The 20,484-nt window shown below is 71.9% G+C and carries 17 protein-coding genes; all 17 read right to left on the bottom strand.

The window, feature by feature from the left end:
* Window positions 1-4: 4 nt before the first annotated feature.
* The 17 genes from ACFPQ9_RS22025 to ACFPQ9_RS21945 all read right to left on the bottom strand — a co-directional run bounded on the left by ACFPQ9_RS22025 (window position 5) and on the right by ACFPQ9_RS21945 (window position 20,455).
* Window positions 5-1,795 (bottom strand): acetyl/propionyl/methylcrotonyl-CoA carboxylase subunit alpha, encoded by a 1,791-nt coding sequence (locus ACFPQ9_RS22025; protein ID WP_380855688.1) that lies wholly within the window; start codon window positions 1,793-1,795, stop codon window positions 5-7.
* 52 nt (window positions 1,796-1,847) lie between these two features.
* Window positions 1,848-2,135: an acyl-CoA carboxylase subunit epsilon gene (locus tag ACFPQ9_RS22020; protein ID WP_380855685.1), complete on the bottom strand. Its 288-nt coding sequence runs from the start codon at window positions 2,133-2,135 to the stop codon at window positions 1,848-1,850.
* A gap of 15 nt (window positions 2,136-2,150) precedes the next feature.
* Window positions 2,151-3,716 (bottom strand): acyl-CoA carboxylase subunit beta, encoded by a 1,566-nt coding sequence (locus tag ACFPQ9_RS22015; protein WP_380855682.1) that lies wholly within the window; start codon window positions 3,714-3,716, stop codon window positions 2,151-2,153.
* Window positions 3,717-3,770: 54 nt separating this feature from the next.
* Window positions 3,771-4,739 carry an ACP S-malonyltransferase gene (gene fabD, locus ACFPQ9_RS22010; protein WP_380855679.1) on the bottom strand — a complete coding sequence of 323 codons (969 nt, stop codon included), beginning with the start codon at window positions 4,737-4,739 and terminating at the stop codon, window positions 3,771-3,773.
* Entirely contained in the window at window positions 4,736-5,722 is a 987-nt protein-coding gene (locus tag ACFPQ9_RS22005) for a 4'-phosphopantetheinyl transferase family protein (protein WP_380855676.1), read from the bottom strand. The genes fabD and ACFPQ9_RS22005 overlap by 4 nt, the downstream gene beginning before the upstream one ends.
* On the bottom strand, window positions 5,719-7,188 hold the full coding sequence (locus ACFPQ9_RS22000; protein ID WP_380855673.1) for an MFS transporter: 1,470 nt from the start codon (window positions 7,186-7,188) through the stop codon (window positions 5,719-5,721). The genes ACFPQ9_RS22005 and ACFPQ9_RS22000 overlap by 4 nt, the downstream gene beginning before the upstream one ends.
* Window positions 7,189-7,231: 43 nt before the next feature.
* Window positions 7,232-9,586, bottom strand: a complete 2,355-nt coding sequence (locus ACFPQ9_RS21995) for an SDR family oxidoreductase (protein WP_380855670.1) — start codon at window positions 9,584-9,586, stop codon at window positions 7,232-7,234.
* Between the two features lie 2 nt (window positions 9,587-9,588).
* The gene (locus ACFPQ9_RS21990) at window positions 9,589-10,530 is read right to left on the bottom strand and encodes an aromatase/cyclase (protein WP_380855667.1); all 942 of its coding nucleotides are present in this window, start codon (window positions 10,528-10,530) and stop codon (window positions 9,589-9,591) included.
* 50 nt (window positions 10,531-10,580) lie between these two features.
* Window positions 10,581-11,366 (bottom strand): SDR family NAD(P)-dependent oxidoreductase, encoded by a 786-nt coding sequence (locus ACFPQ9_RS21985; RefSeq protein WP_380855664.1) that lies wholly within the window; start codon window positions 11,364-11,366, stop codon window positions 10,581-10,583.
* A gap of 216 nt (window positions 11,367-11,582) precedes the next feature.
* Entirely contained in the window at window positions 11,583-11,852 is a 270-nt protein-coding gene (locus tag ACFPQ9_RS21980; protein WP_380855661.1) for an acyl carrier protein, read from the bottom strand.
* A 76-nt stretch (window positions 11,853-11,928) separates the two neighbouring features.
* A complete protein-coding gene (locus ACFPQ9_RS21975; protein WP_380855658.1) occupies window positions 11,929-13,143 on the bottom strand; it encodes a ketosynthase chain-length factor in 1,215 nt (404 codons plus the stop codon).
* On the bottom strand, window positions 13,140-14,411 hold the full coding sequence (locus tag ACFPQ9_RS21970) for a beta-ketoacyl-[acyl-carrier-protein] synthase family protein (RefSeq protein ID WP_380855655.1): 1,272 nt from the start codon (window positions 14,409-14,411) through the stop codon (window positions 13,140-13,142). The genes ACFPQ9_RS21975 and ACFPQ9_RS21970 overlap by 4 nt, the downstream gene beginning before the upstream one ends.
* Window positions 14,408-14,737: a TcmI family type II polyketide cyclase gene (locus ACFPQ9_RS21965; RefSeq protein WP_380855652.1), complete on the bottom strand. Its 330-nt coding sequence runs from the start codon at window positions 14,735-14,737 to the stop codon at window positions 14,408-14,410. The genes ACFPQ9_RS21970 and ACFPQ9_RS21965 overlap by 4 nt, the downstream gene beginning before the upstream one ends.
* A 73-nt stretch (window positions 14,738-14,810) precedes the next feature.
* Window positions 14,811-16,301 carry an FAD-dependent monooxygenase gene (locus tag ACFPQ9_RS21960; protein ID WP_380855649.1) on the bottom strand — a complete coding sequence of 497 codons (1,491 nt, stop codon included), beginning with the start codon at window positions 16,299-16,301 and terminating at the stop codon, window positions 14,811-14,813.
* A 305-nt stretch (window positions 16,302-16,606) separates the two neighbouring features.
* Window positions 16,607-17,311 (bottom strand): O-methyltransferase, encoded by a 705-nt coding sequence (locus ACFPQ9_RS21955; protein WP_380855646.1) that lies wholly within the window; start codon window positions 17,309-17,311, stop codon window positions 16,607-16,609.
* A complete protein-coding gene (locus ACFPQ9_RS21950) occupies window positions 17,308-19,404 on the bottom strand; it encodes a hypothetical protein (RefSeq protein ID WP_380855643.1) in 2,097 nt (698 codons plus the stop codon). Before ACFPQ9_RS21950 ends, ACFPQ9_RS21955 begins: the two co-directional genes overlap by 4 nt.
* A gap of 400 nt (window positions 19,405-19,804) precedes the next feature.
* Window positions 19,805-20,455, bottom strand: a complete 651-nt coding sequence (locus ACFPQ9_RS21945) for an antibiotic biosynthesis monooxygenase family protein (RefSeq protein WP_380855640.1) — start codon at window positions 20,453-20,455, stop codon at window positions 19,805-19,807.
* Between the last annotated feature and the right edge of the window lie 29 nt (window positions 20,456-20,484).

Raw genomic sequence — 20,484 nt, 5'->3', positions numbered from 1 at the left:
CTGTTCAGTCCTTGATCTCGCAGATGCGGGCACCGGCGGTGAGGGAGGCGCCGACCTCGGCGGACAGTTCCTTGACCGTGCCCGCCCGGTGAGCCTTGAGCGGCTGCTCCATCTTCATCGCTTCGAGTACGACGATGAGGTCGCCCTCCTCGACCTGCTGGCCCTCCTCGACCGCGACCTTCACGATCGTGCCCTGCATGGGCGAGGCGAGGGTGTCACCGGAGGCGACCGGGCCGGACTTCTTGGCCGCCCGGCGCTTCGGCCTGGCACCGGAGGCCAGGCCGGTGCGGGCCAGGGACATACCCAAGGTGGACGGGAGGGAGATCTCCAGCCGCCTGCCGCCGACCTCGACGACCACGGTGTCACGGCCCTGATCGTCGTCGGCCTCGGCTTCGGGCGGCACGGTGAAGGGCGGGATCGTGTTGTCGAACTCGGTCTCGATCCAGCGGGTGTGGACCGTGAACGGGCCGTCCTGGCCGTGGACCTCGGGGGCGAAGGCGGGGTCGGTGACGACCGCGCGGTGGAAGGGGATGGCGGTGGCCATGCCCTCGATCTGGAACTCGGCCAGCGCGCGGGCGGCGCGCTGCAGGGCCTGCTCGCGGGTGGCACCGGTGACGATCAGCTTGGCCAGCAGGGAGTCCCAGGCGGGGCCGATCACCGATCCGGACTCCACACCCGCGTCCAGGCGCACGCCCGGGCCGGACGGCGGGGTGAAGGTGGTGACGGTGCCGGGGGCGGGCAGGAAGCCTCGGCCGGGGTCCTCGCCGTTGATGCGGAACTCGAAGGAATGGCCGCGCAGCGGCGGGTCGCCCTCCTTGAAATATGACGCAGCGCCGAGGTGCTCGCCGTCGGCGATGCGGAACATCTCCCGGACCAGGTCGATGCCGGCGACCTCCTCGGTGACCGGGTGCTCGACCTGCAGGCGGGTGTTGACCTCCAGGAAGGAGATCGTGCCGTCCGCGCCGACCAGGAACTCCACGGTGCCGGCGCCGACGTAGCCGGCCTCCTTGAGGATCGCCTTGGAGGCGCTGTACAGCTCGGCGACCTGGGCGTCGGACAGGAACGGGGCGGGGGCCTCCTCGACCAGCTTCTGGTGGCGGCGCTGGAGCGAGCAGTCCCGGGTCGATACGACGACCACGTTGCCGTGGCTGTCGGCCAGGCACTGGGTCTCGACGTGGCGGGGCTTGTCGAGGTAGCGCTCGACGAAGCACTCGCCCCGGCCGAACGCGGCCACCGCCTCGCGGACCGCGGACTCGTAGAGTTCGGGCACCTCTTCGAGGGTGCGCGCGACCTTCAGACCGCGGCCGCCGCCTCCGAAGGCGGCCTTGATCGCGATCGGCAGCCCGTGCTGCTCCGCGAACGCGACGACCTCCTCCGCCCCGCTGACCGGGTCGGGGGTGCCCGCGACCAGGGGGGCGCCGGCGCGCTGGGCGATGTGCCGGGCGGCGACCTTGTCGCCGAGGTCGCGGATGGCCTGCGGCGGCGGGCCGATCCAGATCAGGCCGGCGTCCAGGACGGCCTGGGCGAAGTCGGCGTTCTCCGACAGGAAGCCGTAGCCGGGGTGGATCGCGTCCGCGCCGGACTCGCGTGCGGCCTTCAGGACCTTGTCGATGTCCAGGTAGCTGGTGGCCGGGGTGTCACCGCCCAGGGCGAACGCCTCATCCGCGGCGCGGACATGCAGAGCGTCGCGGTCCGGGTCCGCGTAGACGGCCACGCTCGCGATCCCCGCGTCACGGCAGGCCCGGGCCACGCGGACAGCGATCTCACCGCGGTTGGCGATGACCACCTTGCGCACGATGATCCATCCTTTGCTCGGTCGAGCCCTGCTGGGGCTGGTTGATGAGTGGTCAGCGCTGCCAGGGCCGACGGGCGGAGTCCCGCAGGTGCGCCGATCGCCAGCTCACGGGACTGCCCGCGGCGTGGCGTGTGCCCGCCCGGTTCCAGCGCGGAGCCGGTGCCTGGCGCGCGTCGTACGCGCAGGCGTCGTACGCGACGCGGTGGAGCAGTACGGCGGTGAGCGCTGCCAGTTCGGCGGGGCCCGCGGAGCCCTTCTCGACGCGGATCAGCGGTTCGATGGAGGTGAAGGTGGAGGTGACGGGAGAGGTGAGGGAGGAGGCGAAGGGTGTGGTGGTCATCGGAACACTCCTGATTCACTGCGGCGGGTTTCCGTGCTTGCGGGAGGGCAGTTCGGCGTGCTTGGCGCGGAGCATCGCCAAGGACCTGATCAGCACCGCCCGCGTCTGCCGCGGGTCGATGACGTCGTCGATCAGGCCGCGTTCGGCCGCGTAGTAGGGGTGCATGAGCTCCGACCGGTATTCCTCGATCTTCTGCTGACGCACCGCGTCCGGGTCGTCCGAGGCGTTGATCTGGCGACGGAAGATGACGTTGGCGGCGCCCTCCGCGCCCATGACCGCGATCTCGTTGGTGGGCCAGGCGAGGGCGAGGTCCGCGCCGATGGAGCGGGAGTCCATGACGATGTACGCGCCGCCGTACGCCTTGCGCATGATCAGGGAGATGCGGGGCACGGTGGCGTTGCAGTAGGCGTAGAGCAGCTTGGCGCCGCGCCGGATGATGCCGTTGTGCTCCTGGTCGACGCCGGGCAGGAAGCCGGGGACGTCGACCAGGGTGACCAGCGGGATGTTGAAGGCGTCGCACAGCTGGACGAACCGGGCCGCCTTCTCCGACGACTCGATGTCGAGCACGCCGGCGGTGGCGGCGGGCTGGTTGGCGACGATGCCGACGACGTGCCCGTCCAGGCGGGCGAACGCCACGACGATGTTGGGCGCCCAGACGGCGTGCACCTCGAAGTACTCGCCGTCGTCGACGATCTCCTCGATGACGGCCCGGACGTCGTACGAACGGTTGGCGTCGGCCGGGACCAGGTCGAGCAGGGCGTCCGTGGGCCGGTCCGCCGGGTCGTTCGTCGCGACGACCGGCGGCGTCTGACGGTTGTTGGACGGGAGCAGCCCGAGGAGGAAGCGCACGTCCTCCAGGCAGCTCTCCTCCTCGTCGTACGCGAAGTGCGCGACGCCGCTCGTCGCGGCGTGCACGTCCGCGCCGCCGAGGCCGTTCTGGGTGATCTCCTCGCCGGTCACGGCCTTCACCACATCCGGTCCGGTGATGAACATCTGCGAGGTGTCCCGGACCATGAACACGAAGTCGGTCAGCGCGGGCGAGTACGCCGCGCCGCCCGCACACGGACCGAGCATCACGCTGATCTGCGGGATGACGCCGGAGGCGCGGGTGTTGCGCTGGAAGATGCCGCCGTAGCCGGCGAGCGCGGTGACGCCCTCCTGGATGCGGGCGCCGGCGCCGTCGTTCAGGCTCACGACGGGTGCGCCGGCCGCCTCGGCCATGTCCATGATCTTGTGGATCTTCTGGGCGTGCGCCTCGCCGAGCGCGCCGCCGAAGATGCGGAAGTCGTGGGCGTAGACGAAGACGGTACGACCGTCGACCGTGCCCCAGCCGGTGACGACTCCGTCCGTGTATGGCTTCCTGGCCTCCAGGCCGAAGCCGGTCGCGCGGTGCCGGCGCAGGGGCTCGACCTCGTTGAACGAGCCCTTGTCCAGCAGCAGTTCGATGCGTTCGCGGGCGGCCAGCTTGCCCTTGTCGTGCTGGCGTTCGGTGGCCGCGGGGTCCGGTCCCGCCAGGACCGACTCCTTGATCGCGGCCAGTTCGTCCAGGCGTTCCTGGACGATGTCCCGGCTGGCTGGCATGGTTTCCCCTCCTTGGTGTCGCGTGACGTGGCGTGAGGCACCGCCGTGCGGCGGTCAGACGGCGGTGGCGGAGTCCTCGGCCGGGGCGAACAGGTCCAGGGCCGACACGACATGGGTCGCGTCGTGCGTGGTGTGGGCGGGGACGTCCGGCGCGATCCGGCGGCACAGGCCGGAGAGGACCTTGCCGGGGCCCACTTCGAGGATCCGGTGCGTCCCCTCGGCGGCGATCCGCGTCACCGACTCGGTCCAGCGCACCCGGCCCGTCAGCTGGCGCCGCAGGGTGTCGACGACCTGCCCCGCGCTGGTCAGCGGCGCCGCCGTCACTCCGGAGATCACCGGGACGGCCGGGTCGCGGAACTCCGTCTCCAGCAGGGCCCGGGTGAACTCCTCCTCCACGGGCGCCATGAGACTGCTGTGGAAGGGCGCGCCGACCTTCAGCGCGAGGGCACGGGCGGCCCCTGCGGCACGCGCCGCCGTGACCAGCTCGTCGACCGCCGCGGCCTGCCCCGACACGACCGTCTGCGCGAACTCGTTGTCGTTGGCGACCTCGACGACCTGCCCGGTCCGCTCACGGACGGCGGCGCAGAGCTCCTCCACGGTCCGCAGGTCCAGGCCCATGACCGCGGCCATCCGGCCGGGCACCCGCTCGTTGACGGCGGCCATCAGCCAGCCGCGCAGCCGGACCAGCCTCAGGGCGTCGCTCCAGTCGAGGACGTCGGCGGCGACCAGCGCCGCGTACTCCCCCAGGCTGTGTCCCGCCACCAGGACGGGGCGGATGCCGTGGCGCCGCAGGACGTCGAGGACGGCGACGCTGGTGAGGAGGACGGCGGGCTGGGTGATCGCGGTGTCGGCGAGTGCGTCGGCCGGACCGTTCCAGCACAGGTCGGTGAGCGGGAGGCCGAGGACTTCGTCGGCGGGCCGGTAGTAGGCGTCGAGGAGGTCGGGCCATCGGTCGACGAGGTCCCGGCCCATGCCGACACGTTGTGAGCCCTGGCCCGGGAAGACGAAGGCGGTGGTGGTCATGTCAGTGTCTCCTTCACGGTCTCCTTCAGGCGGACGGGCCCCTCCACTCGGTCGGTCCCCTCCACACCGGCGGTGTCCTGCACGCCGGCGGCCTCCGTCACGCGAACGGCACCGGTGAGGCGGGCGATCTCGGTCAGGACACGGGCGGCGTCGCCCTCGTACAGCCACTCCATGGGGAGCGGGCGGACCGGCAGGGGGGCGGCCGGGGTGCCCAGGACGGCGACGGCGGCCGTGTGTGCCGGGCCGCCGGGCAGATCGAGGACCGTCCAGTGCGGGGGCCTGAGCCAGCGGCCAAGGCCAGGCGTGCCCAGGTAGTCGGCGTGCGCCGGTCGTTCGAGGCCGGTTCCGATGCCCTTGAGGTAGGCCTCCTTGCGGGCCCACAGCTGTCCGAAGGCCGGGCCGCGCCGGTCCTGCGGCAGCTCTTCGAGTTCGGCGCGCTCGCCGGGGTGCAGCCGGCGGACGCAGACCTCCGTGGCCTGTGCCGAGGGCATCCGCTGGATGTCCACGCCGACCGGTGCGGTGGCGAGGGCGACCAGGGCCCGTCCGCTGCTGTGGGACAGGGAGAAGTGCAGCACGGGCGCGGGGCCGGGCCGCAGCGCGGGCCTGCCGTGCGGTCCGCCGCATCCCGGGCAGGGCTCACGGACGTACGACACGTCCTCGGGCGTGAGGCCGAGCGCGGCCGCGAGCAGCCGGCGCAGGGCGATGTGGGCGGCGGTGTAGAGCAGGGCGTCCGGGGGCCGTAGGAAGGCCGCGGCCCGGGTGCGCTCCCGGGCGTCGAGTTCGGCCACGGCGAGCCGGCGTCCCGTGCTGTGCTGCACCGGGTACCGCACCAGCCAGAGGTCGACGGCGACCGGGGCGTCCGGGGCGGGCCGCCGGGGAGAACCGGTGCCGTGCGACGCGGAGTTGCTGTGGAGCGACAAGGCCTGGTCCTCCCCTCGGTCGGTGATGGTGCGTCGGTTCGTCCGGGCGCGTCGGTTCGTCATGACGCGTTCGGTCCGGTGGTGCGTTGCGGCAGGAGGCCGGTGAGCGAGACGGCGAGCCCGGCGACGCCGACGGCGGTGACGAGCAGGAGGGCCGGGTGGTAGCCGGCCAGGGCGGCCGAGGCGGACCCGCCGGGTGGCGGCCGGTGGGCCGACATCAGCGCGGCCACCAGGGCCGGCATCAGTACGGCGCCGAACTGGACGGCCGTCTGGTACACGCCGCTCGCGACGCCGGGCTCCGCCTCCGGGGCCGCGGCCAGGGCCTGCAGGTGCAGCGCGGCGAAGCAGAGGACGAAGGCCGCGCCCAGCAGGAGCAGCGTGGGCAGGACATCGGTCGCGTACCGCGTGGGCACAGACGCCCTCAGGTAGAGGGCGTAGCCGAGCGGGGGCGCCAGGTACCCCACCGCGATCAGCCGGCCCGCTCCGAACCGCTGCACCATCCGCCCGGAGTACGCGGCGGAGAGCGCCAGCGGCAGGGCGGCGGGCAGCATGGCCAGTCCGGTCCTGGCCGGCGACCAGCCGAGGAGCGTCTGGAGGTGGAAGGTCACGACGAACAGCAGGCCCAGGTACGACCCGTTGAGCGCGGCGGCGCCGAACGCCGAGCGCCGCAGGGCCGGGTGGGCGAGTACCCGCAGCGGCAGCAGCGGATGGGCCGCCCGCCGTTCCCCGGCCACGACGAGGGCGGACAGCGCGGCGGCCAGCGCGAACGCGCCGAGGGTGCCGGGCGCGGTCCAACCGTGTTCGGGTACGTTCCCGACGCCGTACACCAGGGCCAGCAGCGCGGCGGACAGGCCCAGGGCGGTGGGCAGTTCGTAGGGACGGCCGCCGTCCGCGCGTCCCTTCCCGCGCTGTTCCGGTACGAGGCGCAGCCCGGCCAGGAGCAGTACGGCGGCGACGGGCGCGGGGAAGGCGAACGTCCAGCGCCAGCTCGCCTCGGTCAGCAGCCCGGAGAGCACCAGGCCGAGGGAGAAGCCGCTCGCTCCGAAGAGGCTGTAGACCGAGACGGCCCGGTTGCGGGCGGGGCCCTCCGGGAAGGTGCTGGTGATGATCGCCAGACCGGTGGGCGCGGTGAGCGCCGCGCACACGCCCTTGACCACCCGGGTGGCGATCAGGAACCAGGCGGCGCCGGCCAGGGCCCCGGCCAGGGAGGCGACGGCGAAGACGGAGACGGCCGCGAGATACACCCGGCGTCGTCCGAGCCGTTCCACCAGCCGGGTGCCGAACAGGATCGTCGCCCCGAAACCGGCGGCGAAGCCGCTCATCACCCACTGGAGTGAGGTCGGGTCCGCGCCCAGGTCGCCGCCGATGGAGGGCAGGGCGACCACGGCCACCGACACCTCCAGGGCGTCGATGAGCATGTTGCCGGCCAGCACCATCAGCAGCGCCCACTGGCGCGGGCTCCACCGTCCGGCTCCCGTGCCGCCCGCGCCGGGCTGTCCGGCCACGGGTGCCGCGCTCGTCGGTGTCATCGTCCTGCCCCCCGTCTCGTTCTGCTTCCGTCCCCGCGTCCGTTCAGCCGACGAGGGTGCCCCCGCTGGCGTCGACGAAGGCCCCGGTGATCCAGCGCGCGTCGTCGGAGGCGAGCAGGGCGACGACGTCGCCTACGTCGCGCGGTTCGCCGACCCGGTTGAAGACCGACAGCTGGGCCATCTGCTCGACGACCTCGGGCATGTCGAAGACCGGGTTGTCGTTGCGGGTGATGCCCGGTGCGACGCTGTTGATCGTGATGCCGCGCGGGCCGAGGTGCTTGGCGAAGTGCAGCGCGAGCATCTCGACGGCGCCCTTGCTCATCGCGTAGGCGATCTCCTGGGGGTTGGCCGTCCTGGTGAGGCCCGTGGAGATGTTGATGATGCGACCACCGTCGGGCATGATCGTCAGCGCCCGCTGGATGATGAAGAACGGCGCCTTGGCGTTGACCGCGATGATCCGGTCGAACAGCTCGGGGGTGGTGTCCTCCGGGGCCACGCCGCCCATCACGCCGGCGTTGTTGACCAGGATATTCAGATCGGTGGTGCCGGTACGCTCCTTGAGGCCCTGCTCCACGCCGAGGAACAGGTCGTGGACGTCTCCGGGGACGCCGAGTTCGGCCTGGACGGCGAAGGCCCGGCCGCCCTCCTTCTCGATGGTGCGGACGACGTCGTCGGCCGCCTCCTGGTTGCTGGTGTAGTGGACGGCGACGAGTGCTCCCTCGTCGGCGAGGCGCAGGGCCGTCGCCCGGCCGATGCCTCGGCTGGATCCCGTGACCAGCGCCGTCTTCCCGGTGAGCGTTCCCATCGTGGTCCTCCTGTGGTTGCCGTGGTCGGCCCTGGCGGCGGGTGCCCGGGCCGGTGTGCGGTGTGCGGTGGTGCTGATGCCGGGTGCGGGGGCGCCCGGCGGTGTGCCGAACCAGCGGTGCAGGGCCGCTGTGAGGCCGGTGGTGCCGGTCGTCGCCGCCCAGGCGACGTAGCCGTCGGGCCGCAGCAGAACCGCGTCGGTGTCCGCCAGGTCCCCGGCGTCCCGGAGCCGGGCCGTCACGAGGGACACCCGCTCGGTCCAGGGCCCGAGTACGGCGGATCGTTCCGCCGCTCGTTCGGGGTCCCCGGAGAGGTCGAGCAGGACGCCCCGGCCGGCCCGCAGCAGCGCGGCCGTCGTGCCGTCGCCGTCCGGTGTGGTCAGGGACAGCGGGGGGAAGCGCCTGCCGAGCAGCGGATGCCCGGCGTCGGTGCCGTCGGTGTCGGTGCCGCCGTCGTCGTACGCGATGTCGAGCCCCGCGATCATCGAGGCGAGGTGGGCACGGGCGGGCGTCAGGGAGACCAGTTCGCCGAACACCTCGCGGACCGCCTCGACCTCCTCGCCGCCCAGCAGCAGCCGGGCCTGGGCCTTGATGTTGCTCAGGACCCGGCGGCCGACCGGGTGGCGTTCGCCGTGGTACGAGTCCAGCAGCGCGTCGCCGGCCCGGCCGGTCACCCGCGCCGCCAGCTTCCAGCCGAGGTTGACGGCGTCCTGGAGGGCAAGGTTGAGGGCCTGGCCGCCGATCGGCATCTGCCGGTGGGCGGCGTCCCCGGCCAACAGGACGCGTCCCTTCCGGTACGCGGTCGCCTGACGGGAGGCGTCCCCGAAGGCGTTGACCCACAGCGGGGTGCCGTGGCCGATGTCCTCGCCGGTGACGCGGCGCCAGACGGCGGCGACCTCGGTGAAGTCGGGGTCCGTGGTGCGCGGCGGGGCGACGCTGCCGAACTCGTGCACCATGACGCGGGTGACGCCGTCGGGGCGGCGGGCCGCGATCGCCAGCCCGCGCGGCAGCCGCTGGAAGCGCCGGTCGGGGATGTCGATGCCGGCCACGTCGGCCCGCACCAGCTCCCGTTCGGCGTCCGCGCCGGCGAAGTCGAAGCCCGCGAGCCGCCGTACGGCGCTCTGCTCGCCGTCGCACCCCACGACGTACTCGGTGCTGACCTCGACCGGCCCGTCGGGGCCCGACAGCTCGGCCGTGACGTGGTCGGCGGCAGTCGTCAGCCCGCACAGCTCGTGGCCGCGCAGCACCACCGCGCCCAGGCCGGTGCTCCACTCCTGCAGGACCCGCTCGACCTCCGCCTGGAAGATCTTCCACTGCCCGGGGTGGGAGCCGGGCAGGGTCAGGTCGAGCGGGATGCCGCCGAAGTGCCCCATCGGCTCGTTCGGCGGGTTGCCGAACCGCTCCAGCAGGCCCCGGGCGGCGAGGGTCTCCATGGTCCTCGCGTGCAGGGTGGAGGCCCGGGACTCCGTGGTGGGAGTCTCCAGGCGCTCCGCCACCAGCACTTCGGCGCCGCCGAGCCGCAGTTCCCCGGCGAGCATCAGGCCCGCGGGGCCGGCCCCGACCACGAGGACCTGGGTGCGCAGGGTGGCGGACATGGTCAGCGCGCCTCGGCGTAGGTCTTGGCGTGCCCCAGCGTGGCCCGGCTGTTGGTGCTCAGCGCGGTGTGGACGTAGGCGCGGGCCTCGGCGACACCGGCGTCCGGGCCGAGGATCTTGGTGATGTTCTCGGTGTTGAGGACGACGGTGTGCTGGGAGGAGGCCGTGGTGCCGTCCGCGTCCTGGGTGAAGGTCCAGTAGCCGGTGTGCAGGGTCATCAGCGCCGGCAGGGTCACCTGCTTGTAGGCGATCTTCCGGCCCTCGAAGCAGACCCGGTAGGACTTGGTCAGATGGGTGGACCCGTCCTTGGCGCGGGTCTCCATCTCCAGGGTCTGCAGCCCCGGCACGTCCTCGTCGAGGCGGACGGACGCGACGTGGGGCAGGCGCTCCTGCCACAGGTGCGCCTCGTTGATGAAGTCGTACACGTCCTTGGCGGAGCCGGCGACAGGGACGGAGTCCTCGAAGGAGAACGTCACCTCCTCGGCGGCGTGGGCGAGTTCGACGTTGGTCTTCAGGGCGGCCAGCTCGGACCGCGAGTTGCGGTCGACGGCCTCGTCGATCCAGCGCAGGCCGTCCGGGTCGTCCTCGACGGCGCGGTAGTCGTGCAGCAGGCGGATGCGGGATGTGACGTCGTCGAGCGGCTCGATGATCCAGGTGCCGCCCATTGCGGCCACGGGAGGTGTGGAGACCTCCTGGCGGAACTCGATCCGCAGGCGGTCCGGGTCCAGGACGCGGCGGGAGGTCCAGTTCTTCGCCTCACCGTTGGCGGTGGCCCAGATCCGGATGCGCTCGGTGTCGCCCGCGCGCTCCAGGTGGTCGACGTAGATGGTGGGCGGGAAGATGCGCGGCCAGTTCTCGACCTCGGCGATCAGACGGTAGACGGCAGCGGCCGGAGCCGAGACCGTGATCTCGTGCTCCACCTCGCGCAGGCCGGGCTGCGACATGGTCAGGCTCCTTGGGATGAGTGCGTGGTCGGCGAACGGGGCGGGCGGGCTCAGAAGTTGCCCAGGCCGCCGCAGACGTTCAGCGCCTGGGAGGTGATGGAGGCGGCCGTGTCGGAGGCCAGGTAGCCGACCAGGCCGGCCACCTCCTGCGGCGTGGAGTAGCGGCCCAGCGGGATCTTGGCCTGGAACTTCTCCAGGATGGCGTCCTCGGTGACGTCGTACGCGGCGGCGTAACCGGCCCGCACCCGCTGCGCCATCGGCGTCTCGACGTACCCGGGGCAGACCGCGTTGACGGTGATGCCGGTGGGGGCCAGCTCGTTGCCGAGGGCCTTGGTGAAGCCGACCACGCCATGCTTGGAGGCCGAGTACGGGGCGCCGAGGACGACGCCCTGCTTGCCCGCGGTGGACGCGATGTTGATGATGCGGCCCCAGCCCTTGTGGCGCAGGCCGCCGGTGTTCAGGACCGCGCTGGTGAGGCGGAAGACGCTGTTGAGGTTGGTGTCGATGACGTCGTCCCACAGGTCCTCCGCGATGTCGGCCGTGACACCGCCGCCGCTGCGGCCCGCGTTGTTCACCAGGATGTCGACGGTGCCGAAGCGGTCGACGGCGGCCTGGACGAAGGCGCGTGCCGAGTCCGTGGAGCGCACGTCGAGGGTGCTGCCGTCGGCGTCGATGCCTTCGCTCTGGAGCTGCTTCACCGTCTCCGTCACCTTCTCGGCGTTGCGGGCGCCGATGAACACCTTGTGGCCCGCGGTGCCGAGAAGGCGGGCGACGGCGAGGCCGATTCCGCTCGTGGCGCCGGAGATCAGGGCGACCCGGCCGTTCTGCTCTGTCATGTGCGTCTCCTTGCGCGGGAATTGCGCGAGATGTGCGCGGGAATGCGCGCGGGCATGTGCGCGGGCATGTGCGCGGCTGCTTGCGCGGAACAAGTCGTCGGGGATGCGGGCCCATGGACGGTGGGGGCCGGGCGGAAGCGGGCCGGGCGGGCGTGGGACAACCCGTCCCGGCCCGCTTCGTCGGTCTGATCGGGGGAGGTCAGACCGAGTCGGGGGTCAGACGGCGACGTCGGCCGAGAGGAGCTCGTTGACGGCCGCCACGAAGGCCCGCGGAGTGGTGATGTCGGAGAGGTTGACGTCGTCGAGGCTGACGCCGAACTCGCGCTCGATACGGCCGCCGGTCTCCAGAAGCGCCAGGGACTCGTAGCCCAGCACCTCGAAGTCGCTGTCCTCGATGTCGCCGTAGAGGTCGACGCCCTCTTCCGTGCCCGCGCTCTCCAGCAGGATGCGGCGCAGGTCGTCCAGGGTGAATATCCGGTCGGACATGTGGGTTTCCTCCATGCTGAGGGTTGGTGCCGAGGGTCTGTGTGCTGTCGGTGCCGTGGCGTCGCGAGCCGGCGGTTCAGCCGGCGGCACGGACGACCACCGCGGAGTTGAAGCCGCCGTGGCCGCGGGCGATCACCAGCGCGGCGCGGACCGTGGCGGTGCGCGGGTCCCCGGTGACCAGGTCGAGGTCGTACTCCGGGGCGAGTTGCACGTTGGTGGTGGGCGGGACGACGCCGTCCTCGATCGCCAGCAGAGCGGCCGCCACGTCCAGGGGAGCGGCGCCGGAGTAGAGCCGTCCGGTCATCGTCTTGGGCGCCGTCACGGGCACCCCGCGCGGCCCGAAGAGCTCCGTGATGGCGTCGGCCTCGATGCGGTCGAGCGCGGGCACGCCCGCCGCGTCGGCGAACACCACGTCGATGTCGTCGGGTTCGACGCCGGAGTCGGCGAGGGCGGCCCGGATCGCCTGTCCGAGGCCGGGCGGCCGGCCGCTGCCGGGCCGGGAGTCGAAGGTGGCGCCGTAGCCGGCGATCTCACCGTAGATCCGCGCGCCCCGGGCGCGGGCCGCCGCGAGGTCCTCCATGACGAGGATCGCACCGCCCTCGCCCGGCACGTGCCCGCCGGCGAGCGCGTCGAAGGGCAGATACGCGCGGTCCGCGTCGTCCTCCTGGCTCAGCCGTTCGCCGGCGAGCTGGGCGACCCAGCCCCAGGGACAGATCGAGGCGTCGATCGCGCCGGAGACGATGAGCCGGGTGCCCTTGCGGATCTGCCGCCGCGCCTGCGCCAGGGCGTCAAGGCCGCCCGCCTGGTCGCTGACCACGACACCGCTCGGGCCCTTCATGCCGTTGCGGATCGAGATCTGGCCGGTGTTGACGGCGTAGAACCAGGCGAAGGACTGGTAGGCGCTGACGTACTGGCCACCCTTGCTCCACAGCTTCTGGAGCTCGTTCTGCCCGAACTCGAAGCCGCCGGAGGAGCTGGCGGTGATCACGCCCATGTCGTAGGCGTTGAGTTCCTGTGGGGTGACCTCGGCGTCCTTGAGGGCCCAGTCGGCGGCGACCAGCGCGAGCCGGGTCATCCGGTCGGTCTGCGGCAGCAGCCGGCCCGGCAGGTGGTCCTCGGCGACGAAGCCGGGCACCTCGCCGGCCAGCCGCGCCGGGTATTGGTCCGGGGTGAAGCGGGTGACGGGCCCGATGCCGCTCTCCCCCTTCAGCGTGGCCGCCCAGAAGTCCTTGGTGCCCAGGCCGTTGGGAGCGGCGACGCCCAGGCCCGTGACCACTACCGGAGTCGTCATGCGATGCTCCTGTCGGGTCGCGCCAGCACCATGGCGCTCTGGAAGCCGCCGAAGCCGCTGCCGACGGTCAGGACCGTGTCGGTGCGCCACTCGCGCGCCGTGATCGGCACGTAGTCGAGGTCGCACTCGGGGTCCGGGGTGTGCAGGTTGGCCGTGGGCGGAACGACGTTGTTCTCCATGGCCAGGGCCGAGGCCGCGATCTCGATGGAGCCGATCGCGCCGAGCGAGTGGCCCACCATCGACTTGATCGAGCTGACCGGCGTCCGGTACGCGTGGTCGCCGAGGCTGCGCTTGAACGCGGCGGTCTCGTGACGGTCGTTCTGCTTGGTGCCGGAGCCATGGGCGTTGATGTAGTCGATCGCGTCCGGGTTGACCCGCGCCTCGTCGAGGGCGACACCGATGGCCTCGGCCATCTCGGCGCCGTCGGGGCGCAGACCCGTCATGTGGAAGGCGTTGCAGCGGGAGGCGTAGCCGGCGATCTCCGCGTAGATGTGCGCCCCGCGGCGCCGCGCGCTCTGAAGCTCCTCCAGGACGAACACCGCCGAACCCTCGCCCAGGACGAAGCCGTTGCGCGTTCCGTCAAAGGGACGGGAGGCGTGCTCCGGGTCGTCGTTGCGCGGGGTCGTCGCCTTGATCGCGTCGAAGCAGGCGACGGTGATCGGGGAGATCGGGGCGTCCGAGCTGCCCGCGATCATGACGTCCGCGGTGCCCTCCCGGATGATGTCCACAGCGTGGCCGACCGAGTCGAGGCCGGAGGTGCAGCCGGTGGAGACGACCGTCGAGGGGCCCTCGGCGCCCACCGCCCAGGCGACCTCGGCCGCGAAGGAACTCGGCACGAAGTGGTTGTAGAGGTGGGGCACCGCGTAGCGGTGGTCGACCAGGTCCAGCCGACCGCCGTCGCTGACGACCCGGTACTCCTGGTCCAGCCCGGTCGTGGCGCCGACCGCGCTGCCGATGGTGACTCCGGTGCGGTAGGGGTCGAGGTCCGCCAGGGCGATGCCGCTGTCGGCGACGGCCTCCCGGGTCGCCACGACGGCGAACTGGGCGGCGCGGTCCATGCGGCGGATCTCCTGCGGGCTCAGCCCGTGCTCCTCGGGATCGAAGTCGATCTCCGCGGCGACGCGTGACCTGAAGGGGGAGGGATCGAAGAAGGTGATGCTCCTTGTCGAGGTCCGTCCCTCGCTCAGCAGATTCCAGAAATTCTTGGCGCCTGTTCCGCCCGGAGCGAGGACTCCGATTCCGGTGATGGCGACACGACGACCGGTCACGAGGACGCTTCCCAGCGGTAGAACGACTTGGCCATGGCATCGGCGGGCGAACGCCAGGTGGCCGGGTCGTAGGCCTGAATGTACGGCTTGAGGTCCTCGCTGATCTGCACGAAGCGCGGATCCGTCTTCGCCTTTTCGATGAGTTCTCCGCCGTTGTCCGTCTCGAATTCCTGGAGGTGGAAATAGAGACCCTGGTAGACAAAGAGCTGGCGGCGCTTCGTCCCCATGATGTACGGCATTTCCGTGCCGTCGAACTCCTGGAAGAGCCGGGCGACGTCATAACGCGCACCGGGTTCCATCCGGGCGACGATCAGTGTGCTGTGCATGGTCTTTCTCTTCTCCTTCGCGGCAGGAAGGTGCCGGGGGGCCGGAACGGTCCCGGCGTGCGGATCGGAAGGGTCAGCGCAACCGCCCCGCCCGGGCGGGGCCGAACCAGCGCTCCAGCGCCATGGGCAGGTCGTGATGGCTGCCGGGGGCGGCCCAGGCGACATAGCCGTCCGGGCGGACGAGGATCGCGGCCGTGTCCGCGAGCGGGCTGTCGCCGGCCACGCCGACCGGTGTGGCGGTCACGATGTCCACGCGGTCGGCCCACGGCAGCGCCCGCGCCCGCAGTGCGGCGGTGTCCTCCAGGTCGAGCAGCACTCCGCGGCCGGCGGTGAGCAGGTCGAGGCTGGTGGTGGGCCGTGAGGTCGCGGCGGTCGTCAGTTCCAGGCGCGGCATACGCCGGCCGAGCAGCGGGTGCGTGCCGGAGCCGACGTCGTAGCGGATCTCCAGGCCGCTCACCATGGCGGCCAGGTGCCGGGAGACCTCCGGATAGGCGATGAGCTCGGAGAGCACGTCGCGGACCGGCTGCACCTCGGCCCCGCTCAGGAAGAGCAGGCCCTGGGCCCTGGTGTTCATCAGCAAGCGCCGGCCGACCGGGTGGCGCTCGTCGTGATACGAGTCGAGGAGGGCCTCGGGCGCCCGGCCCTGGACCACCGCGGCGAGCTTCCAGCCCAGGTTGACGGCGTCCTGGATGCTCGTGTTCATGCCCTGGCCGCCGGCGGGCAGATGGATGTGCGCGGCGTCCCCGGCGAGCAGGATCCGCCCCTTGCGGTACTGGGTCACCTGGCGGGTGGCGTCGCCGAACGCGCTCACCCACACCGGCTCGCCGTGCGAGATGTCCGCGCCGGTCAGCCGCTTCCAGGCCGCCGCGACCTCCTCGTACGCCGGGGCCTCGTTGCGGCGCTGCGGGGGCTTGCCGCGCTCACAGACGATCAGCCGGGTGATGTCGCCGGGCAGATGACCGACCATGACCATGCCGCCGGGCAGGGTCTCGCCGATCATGCGCGGCTCGAGGTCGAGGCCCCGCACGTCGGCCAGGTACATCTCCAGCGTGGCGGCGGTGCCGGGGAAGTCGAAGCCGACCGCCTTGCGGATCTTGCTGCGGCCGCCGTCGCAGCCGACGAGGTACTGCGCGCGCAGTTCGTGCACGCCGTCCGGGCCGCGCACCTCCACGAGGGTGCTGTCGCCGTCGTCCTTGACGGAGAGCACCTCGTGACTGCGGCGGATGTCCGTACCGAGGTCGGTGACCCACTGCTCCAGCACCGTCTCGGTGTGGGACTGCGGCACCGTCTTCGCCGCCTGGTGGGCGCCGTCGAGGATGCTGAAGTCGACGGGCAGGCCACCGAAGTGACCGAAATCGCTGACCTCGATCTCACCGAACCGGGAGAGCAGCCCGCGCTGGGCGAACACCTCCATCGTGCGTGCCGTGAATCCGAGCCCGCGCGACTCACCGGTGCGTTCGGCGAGCCGTTCCAGAAGGACGACCTCAACTCCGGCCAGCCGTAATTCGCCGGCGAGCATCAGCCCTGCCGGACCCGCTCCCACGACTATGACTTCGGCGCTCATGCCACTCTCCTCGGTCGTCCTGGGTAATTCGTTTCAAGGATCGATGGACCTTCAATGGCCCTCGGATATGGCGTCCGCCAGGACTGCTGTTCCGCCTGCTGTTCCGCCTCCGGAAGCCGACTAAATACTCCTTCGAACCGACCGGCCGGTTCAAGGAGATTCGGGTGGAACCTCGTCAGGGCTGTGCGAAGTTGCGTCATGTTTTTGTGAAGTGACACCGGGATATGACGGAATTGTTTCCGCCGAATTGATTTCCGTGTGCCGCCGGACACCGACGGCACACGGACGGTGCACGGGCGGCGGGATCAGCCCGGCCAGCGGCTGACTTCGAGGCCGCAGTCGTCCACCGGAAGGGTTGTGGTGGCGAGGGCCCCGTGCTCCTTGGCGAAGGCCGCGTAGTCGCGCAGGTCCCACGCGAAGACCGGGTGGCAGACGTCGTGGGCGATCACCAGCGCGCCCGGCGCCAGATGGGGCAGCCAGCGCTCCAGCAGCCGGGCGTAGCCGGACTTGCGCGCGCCGGGCACGTCGATGTCGATGAGCAGCAGCTCCCACTGGTCGTCCGCGCTGTGCTCCGCGGCATCGAAGGCATCGCCCACCACGGCCTCGGCGCCCGGCGCGAACCCGGCTCGCCGCAGATTGGCCGAGGCGAGCGCAACCGGCTCGGCGGCCACGTCAAGCCCGAGAGACCGGCCGCCTGAATAGCGGGCCCCGGGGCCGAAGCCCGGTCCGGACACCCAGGCCATGAGGTTCCCGGCGAAGCAGCCGAGGGTCGCCACCGTGGCGGGCCGGCGAGCGGCCGCCAGGCCGTAGAGCACGCGTGCGGCGAGCGGCGTGAGGGTCGTGGTCGGCACCTCGAAGGATGAGGTCAGCCGAGCCCGGAAGGCATGGAACTCCGGCCAGGACACGGAGGGGGCGTCGGCCTCCAGGATCCCGGCCCCCCGACAGTGCTCCAGGAACCGCTCGGCCAGCGCATCGGCCTGAGTCCCGGTCAGCCGCGGCAACGAAGTCACCGCCGACCACCTCCGACGACGGGCCGCCCAGGTGCCGACACCTTGTCCACCATGGCCGGCCCGGCCCCGGGCACCGCCCCGGACCTGTCCCGCCGAGAGCCGGGCGGGCCGTCCGCCGCTGCCGGCCCGGCTTGAGACGCCCCGGCCTGCCCCGGACCGGGCGCCCCCTCCGCCACATCCCGCCCCGACAGCCGCCCCGGGTTCTCCCGTGACGTGATGCCCGCCAGGAAGCGGTTGAGGTCGCGCTCGGGCAGACCCTCGAGGTCTACGGCGGCCAGATACGAGGGCAGTTTGGAGGACGGCGGTGCGACCTCCGCCCCCGCGGCGGTCAGGGCCTCGGTCAGCTCCTCCTGGTCTGCGCCGCGGTCGTGTGCGCCGGCCGCCTCCGGGTACCAGATCCGGGCCGCCGCCAGGGTGTGCCGGTCCCAGCGGGATCCCCCGAGGGTCAGTGCCCACAGCAGGCCCGCCAGGTCCTGGGCGAACGCCGTCTCGTCGCAGAGCCGGCGGGCGGTGCGGGCCGCGTCCCGGTAGTGCCGGGCGGCACCCGTGTGGTCGGCGCGCCGCAGGTCCGTGTACCCGGCGGCGGCGAGCAGCTTCTCCAGGTGGAAGGGGTCATGCAGCGTTCCGGCGACTCGGACGGCCGCCCCGAAGGACTCCGCGGCCTCCTCGTGGCTGCCCCTGCGCAGCTGCAGCACGGCGATCGCGTAGTGATGCGGCACGAAGAACTCGGACCTCCCGGTGCCGAGCATCGTCGCCGACACGGAGCGCAGGAAGTCCTCCGCCTGCCGGTGCCGGCCGGTGATCTGAAGCAGGAAGGCCAGGTTGTGGCTGAGGTTGTAACGCAGGTAGAAGGCGCTGTCCCCCGGCATCTCGCGGACCAGCCGAAAGGCGTCAAACTCCAGTTCGAACGCGGCCTGGAACAACTGGTCCCGCCGCCCGGTGTCCTGGGCCTCCCGCGCGTCGATGGCCGCGGCGAGCGCCAGGCCGTTGAGGATCCACGCCTTCTCCACCTGCGCGTCCACACCCGGTTCGGCCAGCGCGTCGATGCACTCCAGGCCCCGCAGGTAGTAGGTGCGCGCCGAGTCCGTGTCGTCCTTGCGCTTGGTGACGAGCAGCGCGACAAGGTAGTTCAGATGGGCCCTCAACTCGGGCTTCTCCGCCACCTCCAGGGACTGCTCCAGCTTCGCCACGGCACTGTCGAACCGCCCGGTCTGGGCGTCCGAGATGGCTTGGAGCCTGATCAGGTCGGCCAGGTCGTCGGCCCGGCCGCCCTCGGCGCCGACGGCCGCCAGATGCGCGGCGATCAGCAGGTCGGCCCGCTCGAAGTTCTGCAGGGCGATCGCGTCACCGATCGCGCGCAGCGGGCCGGCGGGTCCGCCGGAGCGCCACGGCTCGACGTCGAGACCGGGAGCGACGCGCGGCGAGTCCGGCACCGGCGGCAGCTCCCCGCACACCCGCACCGCCCGCTGCCGGGAGAGCCGCTGCAGGAACAGGGTGCCGCCGTCCCGCACCAGCCCCCGGACGGTGATGGCCCGGCCCTGCAGGTCGGCGATCAGTACGGTCCGGTACAGGATGCGGACCGAGATGCGGTCCCAGTGATCGAAGGCGTCGAGGACGAGGACGGGCCGCTCGCCCAGCGCGGGGAGGGCGTCGACGAGGAAGCGGGCCGCGCGGTCGATCCAGCCGGCCGTGGTGTGGGACTCCCGGCTGATGCGCCGGGTGGTGCCGAGGGACGCGGTCTCGGACACGGGCACGAACCGGCCCCGCCGCGCGCCCCCTTCACCGCCGGGCCCGTCCGGTCCGTCCGCCCGCGTGAGCAGAGAGAGGACATCGGCGTACCGTTCCAGCACCTCGGGCAGGGCGGCGCGCGCCGCGGGCAGTAGTACGGCCAACAGCTCCTGGACGCCGCACAGATGGTCGTAGCCGGCGCCGGGCGGGCCGATGTCCACGGCCGCTTCCACGGCGTTCGGGCCCAGACAGCCGGCGAGGTCATGGGGGTGGGCGCAGAGCACCACGCCGCGTACGGCGGGACGCCATGCGAGGGTCGGATCCTGTAGCCAGTCGGGACGGGCTGCCACGGCGGACGAGGTCACGGCGCGCTCCTCTTGATCGGTCGACGAGGGTTTCGGGCTGGGGGGAAGGGACCGGCCCCCGCTGCTGAGGCAGCGGGGGCCGGTGACAGGAGGACCCTGGGCTACCAGGTCTCATTGCCCAGGGCGAGCTCGAACTCGCTCTCGGTCAGCTCGTTCTCGGTCGAGAACGTGGCGAGGACCTCCTCCAGAGCAGCGCTCAGCGCGGCTTCGGTCATGGCTGTCACCTCCTCCCTTCGTTGTCGCAAGTGGGCTGGGGGACTCCCGGACACACCCGGCGCGCCCTCCGTGACGGACGGTGTGCAAGGGGCGTACGGGAGGGTCTGTGTCGTACCGCCGGATCGTCGGATGCCGGTCGCGCCGGTCAGGCCCTGGTCGCGGCGGTCAGGTCGCGGTCGGACCGTCAGATCGCGGTCGCCTCGGTGATGTAGGCGATCCGCAGCGTGTACTCGCGGAGGGCGACCCCGTCCAGGGCGGCGGGCCGGGCGCCGCGGTCGGCGCGGAATGCGTCGTACGCCTCCTGGCTCTCCCACTGCGAGTAGCTGACGACCGTCTCGCCCTCGAAGTCGCGGTGCACGCTGTGCGATATGTAGCCGGGCGTGGTGTCGAGCACCATGTTGGGCTGGGCCACCACGGCGAGCAGCTCGTTCTGCTGGGACTTCGACCGGGTGCGGGCCACCTCGATGACCGTGAAGACGTCCTGCTGCTCCGAGATCTCGATGGTCGAGTCGCCCAGCTTCGGGTTCCGCTGGGTGTGGACGACCTCGCAGTGGATGCTGTCGAACGTCGCGAAGGTCAGGACCTCCTTGAAGCGCTCCTGCCGGCCCGGGTCGCTGAGTATGCCCTCCCATGCGGCCTTGTCGCGCCACTGTATATAGCTGATCACGGAGTTGCCGTCGTGGCTGAGGTGGGCGTTGACGGACACGAGCCCGCTGCGCTCGTCCGCGGGGCCGAGGCTCTGCCAGATCTCGATCAGCCGGTTCTGGTGCTCCGGCGACGTCTCGAAGATGTTGACCAGCGTGTAGTACTGGTCCTTGACGCTGATCCTCGTCATACGAGGAACCTCCTTGTGGTGGCCCACCG

It is taken from the genome of Streptomyces coerulescens (assembly GCF_042657965.1).
In the GTDB taxonomy this organism is placed as follows: domain Bacteria; phylum Actinomycetota; class Actinomycetes; order Streptomycetales; family Streptomycetaceae; genus Streptomyces; species Streptomyces coerulescens.
This window is presented reverse-complemented; position numbering and strand designations above follow the sequence as displayed.

Bases quoted from the DNA above. Each gene is read 5' to 3' on its own strand.
- ACFPQ9_RS22000 (WP_380855673.1), bottom strand. From the start codon at position 7,188: ATGACACCGACGAGCGCGGCACCCGTGGCCGGACAGCCCGGCGCGGGC.
- ACFPQ9_RS22020 (WP_380855685.1), bottom strand. From the start codon at position 2,135: ATGACCACCACACCCTTCGCCTCCTCCCTCACCTCTCCCGTCACCTCC.
- ACFPQ9_RS21975 (WP_380855658.1), bottom strand. From the start codon at position 13,143: ATGACGACTCCGGTAGTGGTCACGGGCCTGGGCGTCGCCGCTCCCAAC.
- ACFPQ9_RS21945 (WP_380855640.1), bottom strand. From the start codon at position 20,455: ATGACGAGGATCAGCGTCAAGGACCAGTACTACACGCTGGTCAACATC.
- ACFPQ9_RS21995 (WP_380855670.1), bottom strand. From the start codon at position 9,586: ATGTCCGCCACCCTGCGCACCCAGGTCCTCGTGGTCGGGGCCGGCCCC.
- ACFPQ9_RS21980 (WP_380855661.1), bottom strand. From the start codon at position 11,852: ATGTCCGACCGGATATTCACCCTGGACGACCTGCGCCGCATCCTGCTG.
- fabD (WP_380855679.1), bottom strand. From the start codon at position 4,739: ATGACCACCACCGCCTTCGTCTTCCCGGGCCAGGGCTCACAACGTGTC.
- ACFPQ9_RS21960 (WP_380855649.1), bottom strand. From the start codon at position 16,301: ATGAGCGCCGAAGTCATAGTCGTGGGAGCGGGTCCGGCAGGGCTGATG.
- ACFPQ9_RS21990 (WP_380855667.1), bottom strand. From the start codon at position 10,530: ATGTCGCAGCCCGGCCTGCGCGAGGTGGAGCACGAGATCACGGTCTCG.
- ACFPQ9_RS22015 (WP_380855682.1), bottom strand. From the start codon at position 3,716: ATGCCAGCCAGCCGGGACATCGTCCAGGAACGCCTGGACGAACTGGCC.
- ACFPQ9_RS22005 (WP_380855676.1), bottom strand. From the start codon at position 5,722: ATGACGAACCGACGCGCCCGGACGAACCGACGCACCATCACCGACCGA.
- ACFPQ9_RS21965 (WP_380855652.1), bottom strand. From the start codon at position 14,737: ATGCACAGCACACTGATCGTCGCCCGGATGGAACCCGGTGCGCGTTAT.
- ACFPQ9_RS21985 (WP_380855664.1), bottom strand. From the start codon at position 11,366: ATGACAGAGCAGAACGGCCGGGTCGCCCTGATCTCCGGCGCCACGAGC.